Source organism: Demequina sp. NBRC 110051, from assembly GCF_002090055.1.
Taxonomy (GTDB): domain Bacteria; phylum Actinomycetota; class Actinomycetes; order Actinomycetales; family Demequinaceae; genus Demequina.
The window spans coordinates 95,445-115,261 of the sequence record NZ_BBRH01000011.1 but is presented as its reverse complement, the minus strand read 5'-3'; the positions used below and the strand labels follow the sequence as shown (position 1 = coordinate 115,261).

The following is a 19,817-nucleotide window of genomic DNA, read 5'->3' as shown; positions in this document are numbered from 1 at the left end:
CGCGTTCCTCGGCCTGGGATCAGTCGAGGACCGTCGCGGTCCAGTCGGCGATGTAGTCGTCGCGGTGCGCGGAGATCTCGGCGGGGTCCATGGTGTGGGGCTCGTCCGCAAGGGGGGCGTACTCGGCCCAGGCCTCGGGCACGTCGACGGACGACGAGACGGGGTAGACGTACATGTTGTCCGGCACGCTTGCCTGGAACTCGTCGGAGAGCATCCAGTCGATGACGGCCTGGCCGGCTGCAGGGTTCTCGGCTCCCTCAAGCACGCCGGCGTACTCGACCTGGCGGAAGCACGTGTCGAGCAGGGCGGCCGAGGTGGGCTCGCCGTCGATCACCTCGGACGGCGGGGACGAGGCGTAGGACAGCACCAGCGGGTAGTCGCCGCCGTAGTTGGGCACCGAGAAGTCCACGAAGTACGTGTCGGACCAGGACGGGGTCACGCGCACGTCGTTCTCGCGCAGGCCGGCCCAGTAGTCGGTCCAGCCGTCCCCGAACTCATCGACGGTCGCGAGCAGCAGCGCGAGGCCGGGGGAGGAGGTCGCGGGGTTGGTGACCGAGAGGAGGCCCGCGTACTGCGGGTCGGTGAGGTCGCCCAGGCCGGTCGGGACGGGCACGCCGTTGTCCTCGAACCACGCGATGTCGTAGTTGAGGCACACGTCGGAGTAGTCGATGGCGGTGAGGGCGTCGGAACCGGCGATGGCGTACTCGGCGGCGTCGGCGGCGGCCGGTGCGGTGGACTCGTAGTCCGCGAAGACGCCCTCGTCGATCGCGCGGCTGGCGAAGGTGTTGTCGACGCCGTAGACCACGTCGCCCAGCGGCGCGTCCTTGGTGAGGACCAGCTGATTGACCAGGGCGCCCGCGTCGCCGGGGGCGGTGAACTCGACGGTGAGGCCGGTCTCGTCTTCGAAGGCGGCGAGGACGTCGTCGGGCACCGCGAACGAGTCGTGGGTGACAACCGTGACGGTCTGGCCCTCGAGGTCCGTGGTGTCCGTGGCACTGGCGCTGGCCGATGCCGTGGGCGCCTGGGCGGCGCCGGTGGCGCTCGCGGTCGGGTCGCCTTCCGGGGTGTCGACGTCGCCCGCCGAGCACGCGGCGAGGGTAAGGGTGGTCAGGGCGATGGCCCCGAAGGTGGTGGCGCGCAACATGCGCATGAATGCCTCCCATTGCTAGGAGGGGATCGAGTCTCGACTCCCTACGCCGGTATCACCCGGATCAGGTTCGAGGGTCTGCGGCGGTTCCGCACTCTCAGCGCTCTTGTCTCGGCGGCCGATGCTGCGACCGGCTCCCGGGAAGCGCTCCCCTGTCGTGTCCGGCCAGCATAGCGCCGGGCGACGGGGTGAGGAACCGGCCTGCTACACGTCGATGCGGTGGAAGTTCTGGAAGCTCTTCGACGCCGTGGGCCCGCGCTGGCCGCGGTAGCGCGAGCCGTACTTTTCGGAGCCGTAGGGGTGCTCGGCGGGGGAGGACAGGCGGAAGAAGCACAGCTGGCCGATCTTCATGCCGGGCCACAGGTTGATGGGCAGTGTCGCGGTGTTGGACAGCTCAAGCGTGACGTTGCCCTCGAAGCCGGGGTCGATGAAGCCTGCGGTCGAGTGGGTGAGGAGGCCCAGGCGCCCCAGCGAGGACTTTCCCTCGAGTCGCGCGGCAACGTCATCAGGCAACGTGACCGACTCGTAGGTCGAGCCCAGCACAAACTCGCCGGGGTGGAGGACGAACGGCCCCTCGGTGATGTCGACCAGGCGGGTGAGCTCGGGCTGGTCGACGGACGGGTCGATGGCCGCGTACTTGTGGTTGTCGAACACGCGGAAGTAGCGGTCGAGCCGGACGTCCACCGACGACGGCTGAATCATGTCGGGGTCCCACGGGTCAAGGGCCACGCGGCCGGCCTCGATCTCGGCGCGGATGTCTCGGTCGCTGAGCAGCATGGGGCCAATCTAGCCCCCGCACGAGTGAAGCGGACGCGACCACGGCATCGGCCGCCGCAGGTCACGAAATCGAAACGTTTCGCGCACCGACTCGCAACGTTTCGACAAGCGCATTACGATGGGCGCGGATACCCCTGACACCGGAAGGCCTGCCCCATGCAGTTTGGACACTTCGACGACGAAGCGCGTGAGTACGTCATCACCACGCCGCACACGCCGTACCCCTGGATCAACTACTTGGGTGCGCAGGACTTCTTCGGTCTCATCTCCCACACCGGTGGCGGGTATTCGTTCTACCGTGACGCCAAGCTGCGCCGCCTCACGCGCTACCGGTACAACAACGTGCCGGTCGATGACGGCGGCCGCTACTTCACCATCAACGACGGCGGCGACGTGTGGAGCCCCGGCTTCCGCCCCTACAAGACCGAGCTGGACCGCTTCGAGACCCGCCACGGCATGGGCTACACCCGCATCACCGGAGAGCGGAACGGCCTCGAGGCTTCGGTGCTGTTCTTCGTGCCCGTCGACACCAACGCCGAGATCCACCAGGTCACGCTGACCAACACGTCGGACCAGGACAAGTCGGTCTCGCTGTTCAGCTTCCTCGAGTTCTGCCTGTGGAACGCGGAGGACGACCAGACCAACTACCAGCGCAATCTCTCGATCGGCGAGGTGGAGGTCGAGGACGGCGCCATCTATCACAAGACCGAGTACCGCGAGCGTCGCGACCACTACGCGGTCTACGGCGTGAACGCGCCCATCGCGGGCTTCGACACCGACCGCGACACCTTCCTCGGATTCGGCAACGGCTTCGACGAGGCCGCCGTGCCGCACGCTGCGCAGTCCGGCGACTCGATCGCCTCGGGTTGGTACCCCATCGCCTCGCACCACCTGAAGGCCGACCTTGAGCCCGGCGAGACCACGACCTACACGTTCGTGCTCGGCTACCTCGAGAATGACCGCGACGACAAGTGGGAGGCCCCTGGCGTCATCAACAAGTCCGGTGCCCGCGAGCTGCTTGACCGCTTCTCGACCAACGAGGCCGCCGACGCCGCCTTCGCCGAACTCAACGAGTACTGGGACGGCCTGCTGGGCTCCTACACGGTGACCTCGGGTGACGAGAAGTTGGACCGCTCGGTCAACATCTGGAACCAGTACCAGTGCATGGTGACGTACAACATGTCCCGCTCGGCCTCCTACTTCGAGACCGGTATGGGCCGCGGCATGGGCTTCCGTGACTCCTCGCAGGATCTCCTGGGCTTTGTGCACCTGGTCCCCGAGCGCGCCCGCGAGCGCATCATCGACATCGCCTCGACCCAGTTCGAGGACGGCAGCGCCTATCACCAGTACCAGCCGCTGACCAAGCGCGGCAACCACACGCTCGGCTCTGGCTTCAATGACGACCCACTGTGGCTCATCCTCGGCGTCGCCGCCTACGTCAAGGAGACGGGCGACTTCGGCATCCTCGATGAGATGGTGCCGTTCGACAACGACGAGTCGACGTCCGCGACCCTCATGGAGCACCTGCGTCGCTCCTTCAACCACCCGCTCGACAAGGCAGGGCCGCACGGCCTGCCGCTCATCGGCCGCGCGGACTGGAACGACTGCCTCAACCTCAACTGCTTCTCCACCGAGCCGGGCGAGTCTTTCCAGACCACCGGCAACAAGACCGGCGGCGTCGCGGAGTCGATCTTCATCGCGGGCATGTTCTGCGCCATCGGCCCCGAGTACGCGGCCCTCGCCCGTCGCCGCGGCGACGACGCCGAGGCGGACCGCGCCGAGCAGGCCGTCGAGGACATGCGCGCCGCCGTCACCGAGCACGGCTGGGACGGCGAGTGGTTCCTGCGCGCCTACGACTACTACGGCAACAAGGTCGGCACGCACGAGACCCAGGACGGCCAGATCTGGATCGAGCCCCAGGGCTACTGCGTCATGGGCGGCGTGGGAGTCGAGGACGGCAAGGCGGTCCAGGCGCTGGACTCGGTGCGCGAGCGCCTCAACACCCCGCACGGCATCGTGCTGCTGAACCCCGCCTACACCGAGTATCACGTGGAGTTGGGCGAGGTCACGAGCTACCCGCCGGGCTACAAGGAGAACGCGGGCATCTTCTGCCACAACAACCCCTGGGTGATCATCGCGGAGACGGTCGTGGGCCGCTCCGAGTACGCCTGGGAGTACTGGAAGCAGATCGCCCCCGCCTACCGCGAGGAGATCTCCGAGGTCCACCGCACCGAGCCGTACGTCTACGCCCAGATGATCGCGGGCAAGGACGCCGCCCGGCACGGCGAGGCGAAGAACTCGTGGCTCACCGGCACGGCCTCGTGGAACTTCGTCGCCGTCTCCCAGCACCTGCTGGGCGTGCGCCCGGGCTACGACGGACTCATCGTCGACCCGTGCATCGGCGCCGAGATCTCCGAGTACACGGTGCGCCGCCAGATCCGCGGCGCGACCTACGTCATCACGGTGAGTAACTCGGGCGGCAAGGGCGCGAGCCTCACCGTCGACGGCCAGCCCATCGACGGCAACGAGGTGCCCTACGCGGCCCCCGGTTCGACGGTCGAGGTCACCGCGACGGTTTAATCGCGGGGCCGCCACGCCACCTCTCCGCCGCCCCCTGTTCCAAAGTGACGGTGATCTGGGCGACACGCCGCTCCACGGGCTCTTCCACGCGGCGTGGTGGCTAGATCACCGTCACTTCGTGACAGCGGCGCGGTCAGCGCGGTGAAGGCCGGGGAGTATGCCCGCTAGGTGTTGTCGGCGGATGCCGTGGCCGGCCGGGGCTCCTCACTCGCCTTAGCGCGGGCTCGCCCGCGCCTGCTGGCGCGCACCACGAGCCACACCACCAGGCCCACGATTCCCGCCAGCGCGGCCCACGGCAGCAGCACGCCCGCGACGACCAGCGCGCCCGAGAGGAACGCGAGCATCGCGTCCCAGCCCTCGGCCAGTCCGTCGAGGAACGACCCGGGGGAGTCGTCGACCTCGACGATGGGCTCGGTAGTGAGGGACAGCTCGATGGTCGACATCGACACCTGATCGTCCAGGCCGCGCTCGCGTGCCTGGAGGCCCTCGAGTTCCGCCTGGCGGCGGTCGAGCTCGTTTTCCAGCGTGATGATGTCCTCGATGTCCTCGGCCTCGAGCAGCAGCGCCTCGATGCGCGCGGTGGAGGCCTCAAGCGTCGAGATTTCCGCCTCGAGGTCCGTCACCTCTCGCGTGACATCCGTCGACTGAGTGGAGAACTCGTCCACGGTGCCGAGCGCGCGCAGGTCCTCGACCACCGGCTCGAGGTTGTCCGAGGGGATGCGCAGGGTCATCCACGCCGCGCCGCCGTCGTACTCGCTCGGCGTGGTCTCGCTACGCGCGTCGATGCGGCCCCCGGCGCCGCGCACGATGGCGGCCGCGTCGTTGGCCGCGGTGATCGGGTCGTCGACGGTCATGAACATCGAGCCCGTGACGATCAGCGCCCGGTCGCTCTCGGCCTGCTGGGGGGCGGCTCCGTCGCCGCCCTCGGCGGCAGACTCCTCGGCCACGGCATCGGCCTCCGCGTATCCCCCGCCGGAGTCGTACGAGGCGTCCGCGCCCGAGAGCTCGCCGTCGCTCGACGAGCAGCCCGCGAGCAGCCACACGGCGGCGGCAACGGCGATTCCAGCAATCAGGCGGCGCTTCCCCGCCCCAGCGCGAGTCCTCATGATGCTCATGCTAGGGAGACGGCCTGCACCCCGAAAGCGTTGGGTGGTTGCGGTTCAGTCACGGTTCGGTCACGGCATCGACGCAGGTAAAGCCGCAATCTGGCCAAATCTCGAAAAAACTTCCATGTGCATGCATCCAAACCCGAGGGTCGGGCGGAAGTAGGGGGTGAGAGGGGTCGCACCCGGCGGCCTCTTCAACCGCAAGGGAGAAGCATCATGCGCACGTCACTGATCGCCGGCGCCGCCGCCGGCACCCTGCTCGCCGCGGGACTTGCCGCCCCCGCCCTCGCCGTCGAGGACGGCATGGCGGAGGTGTCCGTCCTGCACGGCATCCCCGACACCCCCGTCGACGTGTATGTCGACGGCGCTAACACCATCGACGACTTCCAGCCCGGCGACCTCGCCGGCCCGCTGGACCTCGCACCCGGTACCTACGAGGTGGCCCTGACCGCGACCGATGCCGCAGACGACTCCGACCCGGTCCTGGGCCCCATCGAGCTCACCGTCGAGGAGGGCATGAGCTACACCGCGGTGGCGCACCTTGACGCCGACGGCGCCCCCACCGTCACCCCGTTCGGCAACGACCTGTCGGAGACCGCCGCCGGCGAGGGACGCCTCACCGTCCGCCACACGGCGGCCGCCCCGGCCGTCGACGTCTGGACCGATGGCGAGGTGCTCTTCGAGAACCTGTCCAACCCCGACGAGATGATGGGCGACGTCCCCGCCGCCACCTATGGGGCCGCGGTGTCGCTGACCGGCGAGACCGACCCCGTGCTGGGGCCCACCGACGTGGAGATCCAGGCCGGCGTGAACACCATCGTGTACGCGTGGGGCTCCGCGGAGGACGGCAACCTTGATCTCGCCGTGCAGACCGTCGACGTCCACTCGGCCGCGCCGAGCGAGGTCCAGGCCGGTTCGTACGGCTACGCGGACCAGGGCGGCGTGCCCGCCATCGCCCTGATCGGCGGCGCCCTCGCCCTCGCCGGTGCGGCCGGCATCGGCCTGCGCTACGCCCGCCGCTAACTGACCCTCACTCACCCAGGAGGGGCGGGCTCCGGCCCGCCCCTCCGCTAGCCGTGGAGGCGGCCGATGCTCTCGCACCCTCGCGCGCTCGTCGTCTGCGCGTTCCTCGCGGTCACGGTCGCCGGCTGTGCGGGCGGTCCGGCCCCCGTCGCCAGCGGGGTCACCCTCGGCACTATGCCCAGCCAACCCTCCCCGTCCTCCAGCGTGGTTCCGCCCGTCGATGAGGTGACGGCGCCCCACGTGCTGGGCGACGTCGAGGTGAGATCGGCGTCGCCGGCGGAACTGGACGTCGCGCCGGTCGACCAGCCGGTGAGGCTCGAGGTCGCGGGACTCGACATCGACATGCCGGTAGTGCGCGTGGGTGTCGACGAGACCGGAGGCATGGTGATCCCCGAGGGCGCCCTTACCGCCGGCTGGTACGAGTTTGGGCCCGCGCCGGGCGACGACGCGGGCAACGCCGTCGTCGCCGCACACGTCGACAACGCACAGGGACTCGGGCCCTTCGCGCGTTTGCTGGACGTCGAGGTGGGCGAGCGGGTGGACGTGACGACCGAGTCGGGCGCGACGATCGCCTACGAGGTCACCGACGTCGAGCAGACGAATAAGGATGAGGTGGATCTCACCGCCGTGTTCGAGCCGGACGGCCCGCCTTCCCTCGTCATGGTGACGTGTGGCGGCGACTGGCAAGCGAACATCGGCCACTACGCCGACAACGTCATTGTCACCGCGATTCCGGTCGATGACGTACCGTGAGCATCACGACTCTGCCGACCACCGAAAGGCCATCGATGACCCTCGGTACCAGCGCCCACGGGCGGGCCTTGGCCCGCGCGTTCGCCGCCGGAGACGAGGCTGCGCTCGAGGAGCTTTACCGCGACGTGTCGTCGCTGGTCTACAGCCTCGCGCTCAGAGCGCTGGATTCCACGGCCGATGCCGAGGACGTCACCCAGCAGACGTTCGTCTCCGCATGGCGAGGCCGCGGGAACTACGATCCCGACCGTGGGGACCTGCGCGGCTGGGTGGTGGGCATCGCCAAGCGCCGCATCGCAGACGCGCTCGCGGCCCGTGCACGGGAGTCCAGGCGCGAAGAGGCGGTTCAGCACATCCACGCCACCACCGTCGACGAACATGCAGATAAGGTGCTGCTCGCCTGCGAGGTCGAGGCGCTGGGCGACCCGCGCAAGACGATCATCGCGCTCGCGTACTACGAGGGTGCGACGCACGAGCAGATTTCCCAGCGGCTGGGAATGCCGCTGGGCACCGTGAAGAGTCATCTCAGGCGCAGCCTGATCGAACTGAGGAACCGATGGGAGGTGTCCGATGTCGCATCTTGACGATGACGCGCTCGCCGCGATCGCGATCGGCGACGGCATTCCTGCGGACCTCGAGCACGCCACCACCTGCGAGCAGTGCGCCGCCGAGCTCGCCACCTTCACGGCGCTGACCGAACGCCTGGGCGCGATGGGGCCGGGCGTGCTCACGCAGCCGCCCGCTGGGGTCTGGGACGCGATCGCGGCAGGGGTGTCGACGCCCGAGCCCCGAGACGACCTCGCCGCTCGCCGGGCGGCGCGCGAGGACGTCGCGCGCGCGGACTCCACGCGCGAGCGCTCCGGCCCGCGCTGGTGGGCCCTCGGCGCCGCCGCTGCTGCTGGAGTCGTGATCGGAGGCGTGGGTGTGGCCGCGCTAGGCGGTGGCGGCGAGGACGTGCGCACGGTCCTGGCCAGTTCGGCGCTGACGGATCTGGCCACCGAGCAGCCCGCGGGCGAGGCCACCGTCGAGGTGCTCGACGACGGCGAACGCGTGCTGGTCATCGACACGAGCGAGGTTGCGCAGCCCGAGAACGCCTACCTCGAGGTGTGGCTCATCGACGAGCAGATCGAGGGCATGGTGAGCCTGGGCCACCTCACGGGCGAGCACACCGTGTTCACGCTGCCCGAGGGCGTGGACATCGCGCAGTTCCCCATCGTCGACATCTCGGTCGAGCCCGTGGACGGCATCCCCACCCACTCGGGCGAATCCATCACCAGGGGAGTACTGGGAGCGTAGGCCAGCCACGGCATCGGCCGCCGGGCCCCTGTCGGTTTGGCCCACGCTTGGGACGGATGTCGGCAGGCGAGGCGGCTGTGACGGGCCCACGCGTCACATCCGCATCAGGCGTCACATCTGTGGGCCAAACCAATGCGGGACTACGGCCGCTGCGCGAACCTCTCGACGAGGTCGCCGTCGCCGCCCACCACCAGCAGGTCGTCGGCGTGGATGACGGTGCCCTTCGAGCCGTACTCAAACTCGCCGCCGGGGGACATGACGCCGATCACCTGGACGCCGTACTTGCCGCGCAGGTTGAGGTCCGCGAGCGAGAAGTTATGCGTCTCGCGCGGCGGGGTCATCTTGACGATCGTGAAGCCCTCATCGATCTCGATGTAGTCGAGCATCTTTCCGCCCACGGAGTGCGCCACGCGCACACCGGCCTGAGACTCGGGCAGCACCACGTGGTGGGCGCCGATGCGGCGCAGGATGCGCGCGTGCTCCTCGGAGATGGCCTTGGCCCAGATCTCCTGGATGCCGATGTCGACCAGGTTGCCGGTGATGAGGACGGATGCCTCGAGCGACGTGCCCACGCCCACGACGGCTGCAGAGAAGTCCTTGGCGCCGAGCTGCTCGAGCGCGCGAGGGTCGGCGGCGTCGGCCTCGACAACGGGAAGGCGCTTGGCGAGGCGCTCCACCTGGGCGGCGTCGCGCTCGACGGCGAGGACCTCGACGTCCATCGAGTCGAGGGTGTCGGCCAGTGCCGTGCCAAAACGTCCCATGCCGATGACCAGCACGCCCGATGCCGTGGACATGTTGTTAGCCAATGAGGGGCCTTTCTGACGGGTAGCGGATCACGCGCCGCTGCTTGTTCAACGCTAGCGCCGCCGCGATGGTCATGGAGCCCACGCGGCCGACGTACATCATGACGATCAGCGTGGTCTTGGCCTCCGGGGGCAGGCTGCCGGTGATGCCCGTAGACAGGCCGCACGTCGCGTAGGCGGAGACCACCTCGTACAGCGCGCGGTCCAAGGGGATGTCGGTCTGGGCCATGAAGACGGTGGTGCCGATCACGATGATCGCGATGCCGATGACGGTCACGGCGACCGCCCCGCGCAGCACCTCGGTCCCCACGCGCTTGCCGAAGGCCTCCATGTCGCGCCGGCCGCGAGCCTCGGCCATGATCGCGAGCAACAGCACCGCGACGGTCGTGACGCGGATGCCACCTGCCGTCGAACCCGAGCCGCCGCCGATGAACATCAGCACGTCCTCGAGCAGCCAGGTTTGCTCGCGCGCCTGGCCGATGTCGAAAGAGGCGAACCCGCCAGAGCGCTGGTTGATGGACTGGAAGAAGATGTTGCCGAGCGTGTCACCGGAGTTGTGATCCCCCAGCGTGGCCGGGTTCGACCACTCGAAGATCGCGAGCAGGCCCGCCGAGATCACCGTGAGTGAGCTGACCATCACCAGCGTGAGCTTGGTGTGCAGCGACCACGTGCGTGGGCGGCGCCAGTTGCGCACCAGGTTCAGGTACACGGGGTAGCCCAGGGCGCCGATCCAGACGCCCAGGCCGATGGGGATGAGCATCCAGAAGTCGTGCGAATACGGGTAGAGCCCCACCGGATCCGGCGTGAAGCCCGCGTTGTTGAACGCCGAGATGCCGTAGAAGAAGGAGTAGCCGATGGATCGGCCGATGCCGTAGTCCAGCGTGAGGAAGCGCGGAATGAGAATCAGCGCGATGGCGATCTCGACGGAGAAGGACACCACGATGACGGTGCGCAGCAGCGAGCGGAGGTCGCCCAGGCCAGTGGCGCGGGCCTCCTCGGCGGCGAGGAGGCGCTGGGTGAGGCCCAGGCGGCGAGAGACGGCGAGGCCGATGAGGGACGCGAGCGTCATGATGCCCAGTCCGCCGACCTTGATCGCCGCGGCGATGATCGCGAGTCCCCAGGCCGACCAGTAGGTACCGGTGTCGACGGTGGTGAGGCCGGTCACGCAGACCGCGGAGGTCGCCGTGAAGAGCGCGTCGATAAAGGGGGCGCGGTGCCCGTCGGCCGTGGCGGCCGGCAGGGACAGCAGGCCCGTAAAGATGAGGATGACCAGGGCGAACGTGCCCAGTGCCAAGCGTGCGGGGGATCTGAGCGCGGAGCGAGAGAACTTCTCGCTCAGCGCGGACCTCGTGCCGCGCACCGTCTCCATGGATCCCCTTCGCCGCGCACCACGCGCCCTGTGTGCCGTGCGGGTACGCCGCACGCCCTCATCCCATCATCGACAGTTTTCACTTACTTCACAACAGTCACTTCAGCCCCTACAGTAGGGGGAAGGTCCTGCCGATACAGCAGCCGGACTTCGCTTGAGGGGAGAAAGACTGCATGGCTGACAATGGCGCCGCCCGCACCACCTTTTTGACGGTGGCCGAGGTGGCCGAGCTGCTGCGGGTCTCACGCATGACGGTCTATCGCTGGGTCCACGCCGGCGAAATCCCCGCCGTCCAGTTTGGACGCTCCTACCGCGTGCCCCGCACGGCGGTCGAACAGTTCATGGAGCAGGCAGGTTACGAGGGCTTTTCCGGCGAGAGTGACGACCGCCGCTCAGGCACGGTAGGCTAAGTCCTCGTCTGTCGCGTCCAGCGCGCACTGGACGCCGTAGCACTGTCAATGATTCGAGGTAGGTTCCGTGGGATCCGTCATCAAGAAGCGTCGCAAGCGCATGTCGAAGAAGAAGCACCGCAAGCTGCTTCGTAAGACGCGCCACCAGCGCCGCAACAAGAAGTAATACCAGGCATTTCGTTGTAGGACTGGGATCCCCTGTTGGGGGCCCGTTGCACTAGCGTGCAATTGCGATCCTAGATCAAGTGCCTCCGGGTGGCCCGTAACGGCGCCGCCTGTCGTTGTGCCCCATGCCTCCGCTGTGAGCCGAGGTGTGGGGCGCTTCGCGTTTTGCACCCCTTTGTCAGACCAGCGAGGTAAGCTTTCCGCGTGGCCTTCAAGTACATCGATCTCTTCGCCGGCATCGGCGGATTCCACCATGCGCTTAGCGAGGCCGGTGGGGAATGTGTGTTCGTGTCGGAGATCGATGCCGCTGCTCAACGCGTGTACGAGCTCAACTGGGGTGACGACATCGCGCCGCGAGGCGGCCGACCGTTGATCGAGGGTGACATCATCCCGTTGACGGATCCTGAGGTCCTCCACGTTCCCGATCACGACGTCCTCGCTGCAGGCTTCCCCTGCCAACCGTTCTCCAAGTCCGGGTTCCAGCACGGCATCAACGAGACGCGCGGCACTCTCTTCTTCAACATCGCGAAGATCCTTGAGGCCAAGCGCCCCCGCGCGATCGTCTTGGAGAACGTGCGCAACTTGGCGGGGCCACGGCACGCCGAAACGTGGGCGACCATCATCCGGACCCTTCGGGATTTGGGCTACCGCGTCTCGGATACCCCGACCGTGTTCTCGCCCCACCTGCTGCCCAAATCCCATGGCGGTACGCCACAGGTCCGCGACCGAGTCTTCATCGTCGGCGAGCACGTCGGGCGCGAACGAGCATGGGCTGAGGCCGACTCGACGCCCACCCTTGAGCGTCGCCCGCTCGACGGCTGGGACCCGCAGGACTGGAACCTCGACCGCGACGTGCTGCTTGACGAATCCGAGGTGCCCGAAAAGGGATCGCACGTCCTCTCGGACGATGAGGTTGCTTGGATTGATGTTTGGGATGACTTCGTGACGACGATGCTCGAGGTGCGCGAGGGCGTGCAGTTGCCTGGCTTCCCCATCTGGGCAGACGAGTTCGTCGTCGTGCCCAGAATCACCGCTTCCACGCCCGCATGGAAAGCGAACTTCTTGCGAAAGAACTCGCAGTTCTACGTCGAGCACCGCGAGGCCATCGATGCATGGAAGGCGCGTCACGACGGCCTCAAGTGGATGCCTGCGTCACGGCGCAAGCTTGAGTGGCAAGCGCAGGATGAGTCATCGCTCTGGAGCTGCGCGATGCATCTACGGCCGTCGGGAATCCGAGCCAAGAAAACGACCTACCTGCCGGCGTTGGTGGCCATCACCCAGACCAGCATCATCGGGCCCCGGCGACGCCGCATCACCGTGCGCGAAGCGGCACGTCTGCAGGGACTCCCCGACAGCTTCACTTTCGGTACCCAGCCCGACGCCGCCTCGTTCAAACAACTTGGCAACGGCGTCTCCGCGGGCGTGGTGTCGTATGTCTTGCGTGCGAGCGGCATCCTCGATCGACTCAACGCGGACAGCCAGCCCCAGGTCGCTTAATCGAAGAGCATTCGGCCAGCCGTCGCCCCCGCCGAAACGCAGTCCCTAAAGTGGCCGCATGGGGTGGAAATTCAAGCGCGAGGGTGACGTCGGTCGATGCCTGCGCGAAACTGATGCGGGACAGCGTGATTGCTCGCCGGACGAACTGGGCGAACTGTGACCGCGGACGCCTCGCGTCAGGGTGAGTTTTTCATCCCTGCTGTTACGACGGACGAGGCCATCACCCGCATCTACGGTCTGACCGGTGCCTATGCGCGAGGACGTGGCGAGAAGCGTGCACTTGTCGCGCTCAGGGACTCGCTCGATCTAGATATCGACCTCGAGCGGACTAACGCTGAGGCTGCCCGGCTCATCGCTTCCGCGCTCGACGTTGAGTGGGCTCCGGCGCGATACGAGATTCGAAACAAGGTGCGTCTGAGTGGCCTCAATGTCCTGCTCGAGGGCGCCACTCACGCGTTTCTCGATGGACGCGCGAAGCGCGTCAAGCGTCACTCGCATTCGGCGCTCGAGACGGCCGCTTGGGCGGCGTTCGAGCAGGCGGTATCCAAGATTGAAGCGGTCAATCGGATCTCCGCGCTGACAGATTCCGGGCCCGAGTGGCTCGGCCCCGGGTCCAAGGAACACAAGCGCGTCTTGGTTAACTTGGTCGAGGGGCTGCACCTCCCGGTGGACACGTCGGTGTCCAAGACACGACTCGCGCAACAGATCGCCGAGAGCCTCGGAGCGCCGTGGACGGACACCTGCGTCTCAACCGGCTACACGATCTCGCTCGAGGGCCTCAACTACGTTCTGGCTGGTGCGGAACGACACCTGGGCCGACTTGGCTCGACCTCACACTTCAACTCAGCCCGAAGCGAAGCCGACGCGCTTGTGGGCGCACTCGCCGACGGGCTCGACGGAACTGCCTGGGATGGTCGCTCGTGCGTCACATGGCTACGTGACTCAGGACACGGTGGCCAGAACCAGACCGAGTGGCCCGGCTTCTTCTTCGAGGCACGGGGCCGGGACATCCTCAACCGAGCTTTCACGCCGCGGCTGCCGGGTCCTCGTGTGAAGTACGGGAACACGGTCTTCGACTATGCGCTCGACCGGGTGTGGGATCTCAAAGCGCTAACAGCAGAAGCGGATACCGTCGCCGGCGGCATACAACGGCGCCGAGACTCCATGCTGAATGACCAACAGGCCATCAATGAGTGCGTCGCAGAGCAGGGGCTCGGGTTCATCGTCCTCAGCGGGCGGGGAAAGATGGATCACGACGGCTCGTTTGCCGCATGGCATCGGGACTTCAAGGAGAAGCAAGGCTTGGATTCTGCGCGGTCCAACAGCGGTCGTTCACGCTTGCGCAAAGCCGGGTTCGCGCCACTCCATCTCGATGCCTTCTGGATCCCCGATGCGGCGACGCTCGATGCCTCTATCGCCGCCGGGGTTCTCCGCGGGGCGGCGATTGGGCGCCAAGCTCCTCGAGGCGACGAAACTTCCGGCGCCGCGAGGCGCCCCAAGTACACCCTCGTCCACCCCGCCGAAAGCCTAAGGATCGCCACGCACGAGTGGTAGTTCCACTCGCGCTTGGTCCTGACGCCAAAGCGCCGTCAGGCGACCATGTCTTCGCCGGACAACCCGTGCAGGCGCCTTAGGGCGTAGAGAGTCTAGACCTCTTGGACTGGCGTGGTGGCGCAAGATGCAACGAGGACCCTTGCGACCTAGGTACGCTCGCGAAACTCATGTACCGGTAGCACCGACCCTGCCACGGGTGCCCATTCACTCAGTCCAAGTTAGGCACGTACGGCACCGACTCCCATGTATTGGGATTGACCATGAACGACTCCAGCTCCTCGCCATCCTCGGTGGTCATGAGTGAGCCGATCTCTCCTGGGTAGAGGGTTCGGCCGGTCGAAGTCAGAATCCCGTTGGCCTGCATGTAGTTGAGAGCTTCATCGACTGATGCAAAGGAGAGACTGGCGTCGCCGCCGTAGGGTGCGTCCACCCAACCTTCCTCGGTGTGAACGGCCACGCGAATTTTCGTACTAGAAGGCACAGACCGCGTGACGCCGTTGTGGTCCGCGCGTTCCCCGCCCGAAGACGCCACGACCGAGACGCTGTAGTAACTCGACCAGTCCGCATCCTCAGGCCATTGTGCGCCCGTTGTCTTAAGCTCGTAAATGTCGAGCGGAGCGACATCTGGCCTGGAGTTTGGGTGCTGGAAAGCTAGCGGAGATTCGGCGTCGCCGTCGTAGCGCGCGCCATCGACGTATCTCACGAGAGAGCCGGGAACAACCTGAGTTCCGTCTGACGTGCGAATGGCGGTCGTCATCGCTCTCACACCTTCAATCCACTGCTGCGGATAGTGCCGGACGATCCACTCCTCGGCCTGGCCCTGCGGCTCCGTCGAGAACTCGTAGCCATCCTGTTGTGCTGGCCATTCGCTGTCGGCGACGGGTGCGACGTCTGGGTTGGAGATGTCGAGGATTTCGTTGACGTTGGCTGCGCTCAATGCCTCCGTCACTGTAGGCGCTGAGGATGCGCCGGGAGCGGTGGGAGCGCTCGTGCATCCGACGAGGGCGAACAGGCCCACAGCCGTGATAAGTCCGTGCGCAGCGGCGCGCGTGGTGTCCTTCATGGTTGATCCCCTCAGTATTTGTAGCCCGGTTGCTGCCGGCCAGGCGCCCAATGGATAGACGCTGCAGATTTCGCTCTGAGCCGTCCACGCCAAGCGGGGAGGACTCATCCTGACCGCAGACGCACCACTCAATGCTGCGGGGCATAGTCCACAAGTTCCCAAGTCTCGGGGTCGAGAACGTGGGACTCGGTCCTCTGACCACCTGCATCAGCAATCAGGATCATCGTGAGTTCGCCAATGTTGAGCTGTCGCCCATCACCAGCCCGGAATCCGTTTTCCTTGAAGAAATCGACCGCCTGTTCTAGCGAATTGAAGGAAGTGGGCTCACCGCCCCAATCGCTCAGAATGTCATCACCGACAGCGCTGCGGTAGGTGACCTTGACCCTGAAAACCGGTGTTGTCGACTTGTTGCCCTTCTGGTTCAGGTTCGCGCTGGCGCTCACCGTGTTCTCCACGGTAATGGCGTACCTGCCCGGCGATGTACGAGGCACTTCATCTCCGCCGGTCGCCCAGTTAAAGATGTCACGGTTGTACGACTCCGGGTTAAGCCCACCACGCAAACCCAGCGGTGACTCCAGAGTCCCTTCGTACCGCTTGCCGTCGTAGTACTGCACCAGCGCGGAAGGGATGATGTCACTGTTCCCGCCAAGGCCTAGGCGCATCACGTCAGTCGTCACCGCGCGAGCGCCACCGGCCCACAGCTCGGGGTAGTGGTTGGCGATCCACTGCTCGGCGGCGCCTTGAGGCTCGGTAGAGAACTCGTACCCGTCCTGCTGTGCAGGCCACTCACCGTCCGCGACGGGAGCGACAGCCGGGTCAGAGATGTCCAGGTGCTCGCCGAAGGCCGCGGCCGTGACGGACGGACTCAGTGCGGGTGACGAAGATGCGCTAGGAGTGGACGCGGCGCTCGTGCACCCGGCCATAGCGAGCAAGCCGACAACAACAGCAACGCACGCGCCCGCGCGCATGATGTCCTTCACGGGGAACCCCTCAGCATGTGAATCCCGACCGACGTCGACCAGGCTCCTGAGAGCGTAGAGGGTTGGGGCCTCTTGGCAGGACTCTGGGGTGCCGCGCGTCGTCATGGGGCTTGGCCCAGGTTTACGCGAGACGAGCGACGGGATTGCGAACGCCGGTCACCCCTCCGACTCCACCACGCCCACGTAGCCCAGGATCTGTTCGGGGCTTCGTAGCGATATTGCTCGGCTGGATACCTTTCGCCCGGGCAGGTTGCCTGGCGGTGCACGTGGTGTGCCGGAGTCATGTTGGAGGTTGTGATGAGTCGAGGCAGTGGTTGGACTGGCTGGTGGCGGCGCGGGCATGACGGCGGCGTATTCGGGGGGCGCGTCGCGGCGGCTGCTGGTGGTGTGGGTCGTGGTGTGCGGCGTCATCCGACGGTGACGGCAGCTGTCGCAGGTAGTGCCGAGGTGCAAGAGGTCCTCGTGGCGCTCGCGGGATCGCTCCTGGCCTCGTCTGATGCCCGCGACTCGGAGACGTTCGTCGCCGTGTTCGTTGAGGGTGGCCGCAATGCGCTCCGCGGCAAGACGCCGTCGTTTGCTCAGAGGGGCATTGACGTCGCCGACGTGCTGACCTATGTGGAGGAGGTGCTGGAGACGCGCACGTCGATTGTCGCTGCGGCGGCTGCGCTTGGGGTGAGCACAAACACCATGACCCGTTACAAGGCTTCCTACATCGCTGGTGGCCGGGTCGCGCTCGAGCAGGCCGGCCTGGCGGGAGCGGCGTGATGTCGGTGGCTATCGGCACGATTCCGGCTGGAGGTGATGCCCGATGGGTACGCGCGTAGTGGTCGACCCTGATGTTCTGGACGGTGACTGGCCTGGCGTCGACATCATCCTGCCTTCCATGCCGACCGAGGTGCCTTGGCAATCCATGTCGAGCCAGACGCTGCACGCGTTGGAGCGTGCTGGCCGAGCGTTGGGGCGCATGGAGGGTGCTGTCCGCTCCGGTGGTCCGAGTATCGCGGGCTGCTACATCTCAAGGTCCAGCGAAGGCTACGCGTCGGCTGCGCTGGCGCTCGCGGTCGACGACATCCACTGGATGAGCGTCATACGCGAGTTCGGTGACGAGACACTCGACTTCGACCACACCAATGCCGCTGGCCTGGCCGCGAGTGTGATTCGTCAGAGCTCGGGCCTCGGCCGCTGGGACGGCTCCGAGGACACCATCGACCTTGACCGATGGTTCGACACTGCGATCAAGGTCTGGCCGGGCGGTGCGCTCGGCGAAACTGCTCGTGTGCCGGAGCGTTGGAAGCGCGCGTTGGGGCACGACGTCGGCAGGTGGATTACAGATCTCACGGTTCCCCGCCTGGTCCGCGCAGCAGTCGTCATGTTGGTCGCTGCCGCCACGGACCCTGAGGACGGTGCGACCGGTGTTGCCGCTCGAGCGATGTTCACACGCGTGCTCGAGATCACCGGCGGTATCGACGCATGGCGGACACCGCCGATCTCGATGGGTTTCATTCCCCACCCGGAGCATTGGCGACAAGTCGCCCATGCGCTCGCGACCGAGGGCGATCCGGACCCCGACGTCATTGACGACGCCCTCAGGCTCGTGTTCGACGCGGTCGCGCGCGGTGCAGGTCCCGGAGGTCCACTGATGGAGTGGGCAGGCCGCATCGCGAGCGAGGCCGCCAAGTCGGTGCCGCGTGCGCGCCGCTCCTGGCGACTTCAGAACCTGATTGATGGACTCGTGGGGCTGCCGGCACTCAGCGTTGATGATGCTGCACGCCTCAGCAACTACAGCCCCCGAGGCGTGCGTCGAGTGCTCAAGGAACTTGTGGACCGTGACCTGGTGCGCGAGCGCCGCACACGCAACGGCGACGCCTACTTCACCTGGAAAGGCGCCCCGCGGCCGTGGCTCGATATGGTCACTCGCTATCCAATGCCGGGTGAGCCGTGGCCCGACTACGTCAGGGACGAATCGCCCTCGACGTGAAGGTCATGAAGCGAGTCGCGTCGCCACGCTTCCGCAGGTCGTTGATGGCTTGCGCGTAGTAGCGGGACTGGTGCGTCTCGCGAGACCACAGGAAACTGTCGAACTTGCTTGCATACATGGCGGGGTCGATCTCCCACACAGGCCGTTCAAGACCGTGGGCGACGATGATGGCGCTGGCCCATGCGCGCGCGAGGACGTCGTCCACGCCGCCCACGATCGCGCCAGCCGCGAAGGCCAGGGCACGCTCGACGACGCACTCGACACTCGGGTCTGGGCTGAGGTGACCCGGCAGGTGGGGGAAGCCTCCGTCGGCGAGGTGTGAGCGGCCCAGTGCATAGGCGCTGGCGTGCGCGGCCATGATCGCGCGCATGCGACTGCGACGCACCTGCTCCCCCATCCGGTCAGGCATCCCGTCGAGGACGAAACTGCCGCGGTGCGGCCACGACACGGCCCACTCGACCGACGTGGCATCGAGGCTCATGTCTGCATCCACGTACGGGTCGCGGGCCGTGCCCACATCCCGAGCCCACTCGGCAGGCGCCCAAAGGGCGTCGAACGCCGCCACGCGACCAAGCGGGGAAACGCCGACACCCGTCACGCCCAACAGGCGTCGCACCGCCGCCACGTCGTAGCGGATCGGCATAGTGCGGGCGCCGGGTAGCTGTGCTGCTGGTGACAGGCCCGGTCGTGATCCTGCGGCCGCAAACACGGTCCGTGACGCCGCGGGCATCGGTAGCGGTGCGAGTTCGCATGCGGGCTTGGCGTCGACAAGGCTCATGAGGCACCGTCAGACATGTTTGGGCACAGTGTCAGGGCCAGCGCGACCATGTCCGCATCTGGGACGGGGAAAGCCTCAAGCGGGTCCTTGGACAGGCCCACGCCTGCTGCGATGAAGCTTTGGGCGTCGCCGTTGTCCAGATCGATCCCCGCGTGATCGTGCACCCAGTGAGCCCACAAATCCTGCCGTGAGTCGAGTTTGACGCCGTGCAGGTAGTAGCCGGTGTAGCCCCGTGGATAGGTGATCGCTGGTCCGTTTGGGCGGTGCAGGACACCGTGATCCCAATGCTCCGCGCTGCCGTCCCAGACGATCGCTGCCTGGCCGCCCCCACGGTGGAGACGTCCGTCCGCGTCTGTGAACGCGTGACGGTCCCCGTCGCTGTAAATGGATGGAAGGCCGGCCGCGTCGCGTCGAACATGACCGTCGGTGGCCCACAACCGCAGTGCTGGTGCAATCAGCGCAGGACGGTCGCGGTCGCGACGGTGGAGCCTGCCGTGCTCGTCGAGCCACCGCGCGTGCGTGGTTTCCATCGAAGCTCGCC

Annotated in this window: 20 protein-coding genes and 1 riboswitch; of the genes, 11 read left to right on the top strand and 9 right to left on the bottom strand. The window is 66.9% G+C overall.

The window, feature by feature from the left end:
• Positions 1-19: 19 nt before the first annotated feature.
• Complete coding sequence (locus tag B7K20_RS06230; RefSeq protein WP_084101623.1) at positions 20-1,150, bottom strand: thiamine ABC transporter substrate binding subunit; 1,131 nt, start codon at positions 1,148-1,150, stop codon at positions 20-22.
• A 21-nt stretch (positions 1,151-1,171) separates the two neighbouring features.
• A riboswitch (TPP riboswitch) is annotated at positions 1,172-1,311 on the bottom strand.
• Between the two features lie 40 nt (positions 1,312-1,351).
• Positions 1,352-1,924 carry a dCTP deaminase gene (gene dcd / locus B7K20_RS06225; protein WP_084101621.1) on the bottom strand — a complete coding sequence of 191 codons (573 nt, stop codon included), beginning with the start codon at positions 1,922-1,924 and terminating at the stop codon, positions 1,352-1,354.
• A gap of 156 nt (positions 1,925-2,080) precedes the next feature.
• Between dcd and B7K20_RS06220 the strand changes: the two genes are divergently transcribed.
• Positions 2,081-4,504: a GH36-type glycosyl hydrolase domain-containing protein gene (locus tag B7K20_RS06220; RefSeq protein ID WP_084101620.1), complete on the top strand. Its 2,424-nt coding sequence runs from the start codon at positions 2,081-2,083 to the stop codon at positions 4,502-4,504.
• 164 nt (positions 4,505-4,668) lie between these two features.
• Here B7K20_RS06220 and B7K20_RS06215 read toward each other — a convergent pair whose 3' ends face one another.
• Positions 4,669-5,610 (bottom strand): DUF4349 domain-containing protein, encoded by a 942-nt coding sequence (locus tag B7K20_RS06215; RefSeq protein WP_159449344.1) that lies wholly within the window; start codon positions 5,608-5,610, stop codon positions 4,669-4,671.
• 216 nt (positions 5,611-5,826) lie between these two features.
• Between B7K20_RS06215 and B7K20_RS06210 the strand changes: the two genes are divergently transcribed.
• The 4 genes from B7K20_RS06210 to B7K20_RS06195 all read left to right on the top strand — a co-directional run bounded on the left by B7K20_RS06210 (position 5,827) and on the right by B7K20_RS06195 (position 8,679).
• Positions 5,827-6,633, top strand: a complete 807-nt coding sequence (locus B7K20_RS06210; RefSeq protein ID WP_084101616.1) for a DUF4397 domain-containing protein — start codon at positions 5,827-5,829, stop codon at positions 6,631-6,633.
• A 66-nt stretch (positions 6,634-6,699) separates the two neighbouring features.
• Positions 6,700-7,386, top strand: coding sequence for a class F sortase (locus B7K20_RS06205; RefSeq protein WP_084101614.1), 687 nt, complete (start codon positions 6,700-6,702; stop codon positions 7,384-7,386).
• Positions 7,383-7,967: an RNA polymerase sigma factor gene (locus tag B7K20_RS06200; RefSeq protein WP_234985735.1), complete on the top strand. Its 585-nt coding sequence runs from the start codon at positions 7,383-7,385 to the stop codon at positions 7,965-7,967. Before B7K20_RS06205 ends, B7K20_RS06200 begins: the two co-directional genes overlap by 4 nt.
• A complete protein-coding gene (locus B7K20_RS06195; protein ID WP_084101612.1) occupies positions 7,954-8,679 on the top strand; it encodes an anti-sigma factor in 726 nt (241 codons plus the stop codon). Before B7K20_RS06200 ends, B7K20_RS06195 begins: the two co-directional genes overlap by 14 nt.
• Before the next feature lie 140 nt (positions 8,680-8,819).
• On the opposite strand, the gene B7K20_RS06190 is transcribed toward B7K20_RS06195, so the two are convergent.
• Both B7K20_RS06190 and B7K20_RS06185 read right to left on the bottom strand, forming a co-directional pair.
• Positions 8,820-9,473: a TrkA family potassium uptake protein gene (locus B7K20_RS06190; RefSeq protein ID WP_200809033.1), complete on the bottom strand. Its 654-nt coding sequence runs from the start codon at positions 9,471-9,473 to the stop codon at positions 8,820-8,822.
• Positions 9,474-9,477: 4 nt separating this feature from the next.
• Positions 9,478-10,851, bottom strand: a complete 1,374-nt coding sequence (locus B7K20_RS06185) for a TrkH family potassium uptake protein (RefSeq protein WP_084101608.1) — start codon at positions 10,849-10,851, stop codon at positions 9,478-9,480.
• Positions 10,852-11,024: 173 nt separating this feature from the next.
• On the opposite strand from B7K20_RS06185, the gene B7K20_RS06180 reads away from it, so the two are divergent.
• From B7K20_RS06180 to B7K20_RS06165, 4 genes are all read left to right on the top strand, one after another.
• Complete coding sequence (locus B7K20_RS06180) at positions 11,025-11,261, top strand: helix-turn-helix domain-containing protein (RefSeq protein ID WP_084101606.1); 237 nt, start codon at positions 11,025-11,027, stop codon at positions 11,259-11,261.
• 67 nt (positions 11,262-11,328) lie between these two features.
• Complete coding sequence (locus B7K20_RS06175; protein WP_005504750.1) at positions 11,329-11,427, top strand: 30S ribosomal protein bS22; 99 nt, start codon at positions 11,329-11,331, stop codon at positions 11,425-11,427.
• 203 nt (positions 11,428-11,630) lie between these two features.
• On the top strand, positions 11,631-12,923 hold the full coding sequence (locus B7K20_RS06170; RefSeq protein ID WP_084101604.1) for a DNA cytosine methyltransferase: 1,293 nt from the start codon (positions 11,631-11,633) through the stop codon (positions 12,921-12,923).
• 156 nt (positions 12,924-13,079) lie between these two features.
• The gene (locus tag B7K20_RS06165) at positions 13,080-14,477 is read left to right on the top strand and encodes a hypothetical protein (protein ID WP_084101602.1); all 1,398 of its coding nucleotides are present in this window, start codon (positions 13,080-13,082) and stop codon (positions 14,475-14,477) included.
• Positions 14,478-14,685: 208 nt separating this feature from the next.
• Here the strand turns inward: B7K20_RS06165 and B7K20_RS06160 are convergent, their stop codons facing one another.
• Both B7K20_RS06160 and B7K20_RS06155 read right to left on the bottom strand, forming a co-directional pair.
• Positions 14,686-15,540 (bottom strand): hypothetical protein, encoded by an 855-nt coding sequence (locus tag B7K20_RS06160; RefSeq protein WP_084101600.1) that lies wholly within the window; start codon positions 15,538-15,540, stop codon positions 14,686-14,688.
• A 128-nt stretch (positions 15,541-15,668) separates the two neighbouring features.
• A complete protein-coding gene (locus B7K20_RS06155; RefSeq protein ID WP_144018569.1) occupies positions 15,669-16,520 on the bottom strand; it encodes a hypothetical protein in 852 nt (283 codons plus the stop codon).
• Between the two features lie 417 nt (positions 16,521-16,937).
• Here B7K20_RS06155 and B7K20_RS06150 point away from each other — a divergent pair, with 417 nt between their 5' ends.
• Both B7K20_RS06150 and B7K20_RS06145 read left to right on the top strand, forming a co-directional pair.
• Positions 16,938-17,285: a hypothetical protein gene (locus B7K20_RS06150; RefSeq protein WP_144018568.1), complete on the top strand. Its 348-nt coding sequence runs from the start codon at positions 16,938-16,940 to the stop codon at positions 17,283-17,285.
• 43 nt (positions 17,286-17,328) lie between these two features.
• Positions 17,329-18,498: a hypothetical protein gene (locus B7K20_RS06145; protein WP_084101594.1), complete on the top strand. Its 1,170-nt coding sequence runs from the start codon at positions 17,329-17,331 to the stop codon at positions 18,496-18,498.
• On the opposite strand, the gene B7K20_RS06140 is transcribed toward B7K20_RS06145, so the two are convergent.
• Together B7K20_RS06140 and B7K20_RS06135 are read right to left on the bottom strand one after the other, a co-directional pair.
• Entirely contained in the window at positions 18,473-19,276 is an 804-nt protein-coding gene (locus B7K20_RS06140) for a hypothetical protein (RefSeq protein WP_144018567.1), read from the bottom strand. The genes B7K20_RS06145 and B7K20_RS06140 overlap by 26 nt on opposite strands.
• Positions 19,273-19,806, bottom strand: coding sequence for a hypothetical protein (locus B7K20_RS06135; protein ID WP_144018566.1), 534 nt, complete (start codon positions 19,804-19,806; stop codon positions 19,273-19,275). Before B7K20_RS06135 ends, B7K20_RS06140 begins: the two co-directional genes overlap by 4 nt.
• Positions 19,807-19,817: the final 11 nt, after the last annotated feature.

Excerpts from the sequence above, each read along its gene's own strand:
- B7K20_RS06230 (WP_084101623.1), bottom strand. The coding sequence starts at position 1,150 with ATGCGCATGTTGCGCGCCACCACCTTCGGGGCCATCGCCCTGACCACC.
- dcd (WP_084101621.1), bottom strand. The coding sequence starts at position 1,924 with ATGCTGCTCAGCGACCGAGACATCCGCGCCGAGATCGAGGCCGGCCGC.
- B7K20_RS06220 (WP_084101620.1), top strand. The coding sequence starts at position 2,081 with ATGCAGTTTGGACACTTCGACGACGAAGCGCGTGAGTACGTCATCACC.
- B7K20_RS06215 (WP_159449344.1), bottom strand. The coding sequence starts at position 5,610 with ATGAGGACTCGCGCTGGGGCGGGGAAGCGCCGCCTGATTGCTGGAATC.
- B7K20_RS06210 (WP_084101616.1), top strand. The coding sequence starts at position 5,827 with ATGCGCACGTCACTGATCGCCGGCGCCGCCGCCGGCACCCTGCTCGCC.
- B7K20_RS06205 (WP_084101614.1), top strand. The coding sequence starts at position 6,700 with ATGCTCTCGCACCCTCGCGCGCTCGTCGTCTGCGCGTTCCTCGCGGTC.
- B7K20_RS06195 (WP_084101612.1), top strand. The coding sequence starts at position 7,954 with ATGTCGCATCTTGACGATGACGCGCTCGCCGCGATCGCGATCGGCGAC.
- B7K20_RS06190 (WP_200809033.1), bottom strand. The coding sequence starts at position 9,473 with ATGTCCACGGCATCGGGCGTGCTGGTCATCGGCATGGGACGTTTTGGC.
- B7K20_RS06185 (WP_084101608.1), bottom strand. The coding sequence starts at position 10,851 with ATGGAGACGGTGCGCGGCACGAGGTCCGCGCTGAGCGAGAAGTTCTCT.
- B7K20_RS06180 (WP_084101606.1), top strand. The coding sequence starts at position 11,025 with ATGGCTGACAATGGCGCCGCCCGCACCACCTTTTTGACGGTGGCCGAG.
- B7K20_RS06160 (WP_084101600.1), bottom strand. The coding sequence starts at position 15,540 with ATGAAGGACACCACGCGCGCCGCTGCGCACGGACTTATCACGGCTGTG.
- B7K20_RS06145 (WP_084101594.1), top strand. The coding sequence starts at position 17,329 with ATGGGTACGCGCGTAGTGGTCGACCCTGATGTTCTGGACGGTGACTGG.
- B7K20_RS06140 (WP_144018567.1), bottom strand. The coding sequence starts at position 19,276 with ATGAGCCTTGTCGACGCCAAGCCCGCATGCGAACTCGCACCGCTACCG.
- B7K20_RS06135 (WP_144018566.1), bottom strand. The coding sequence starts at position 19,806 with ATGGAAACCACGCACGCGCGGTGGCTCGACGAGCACGGCAGGCTCCAC.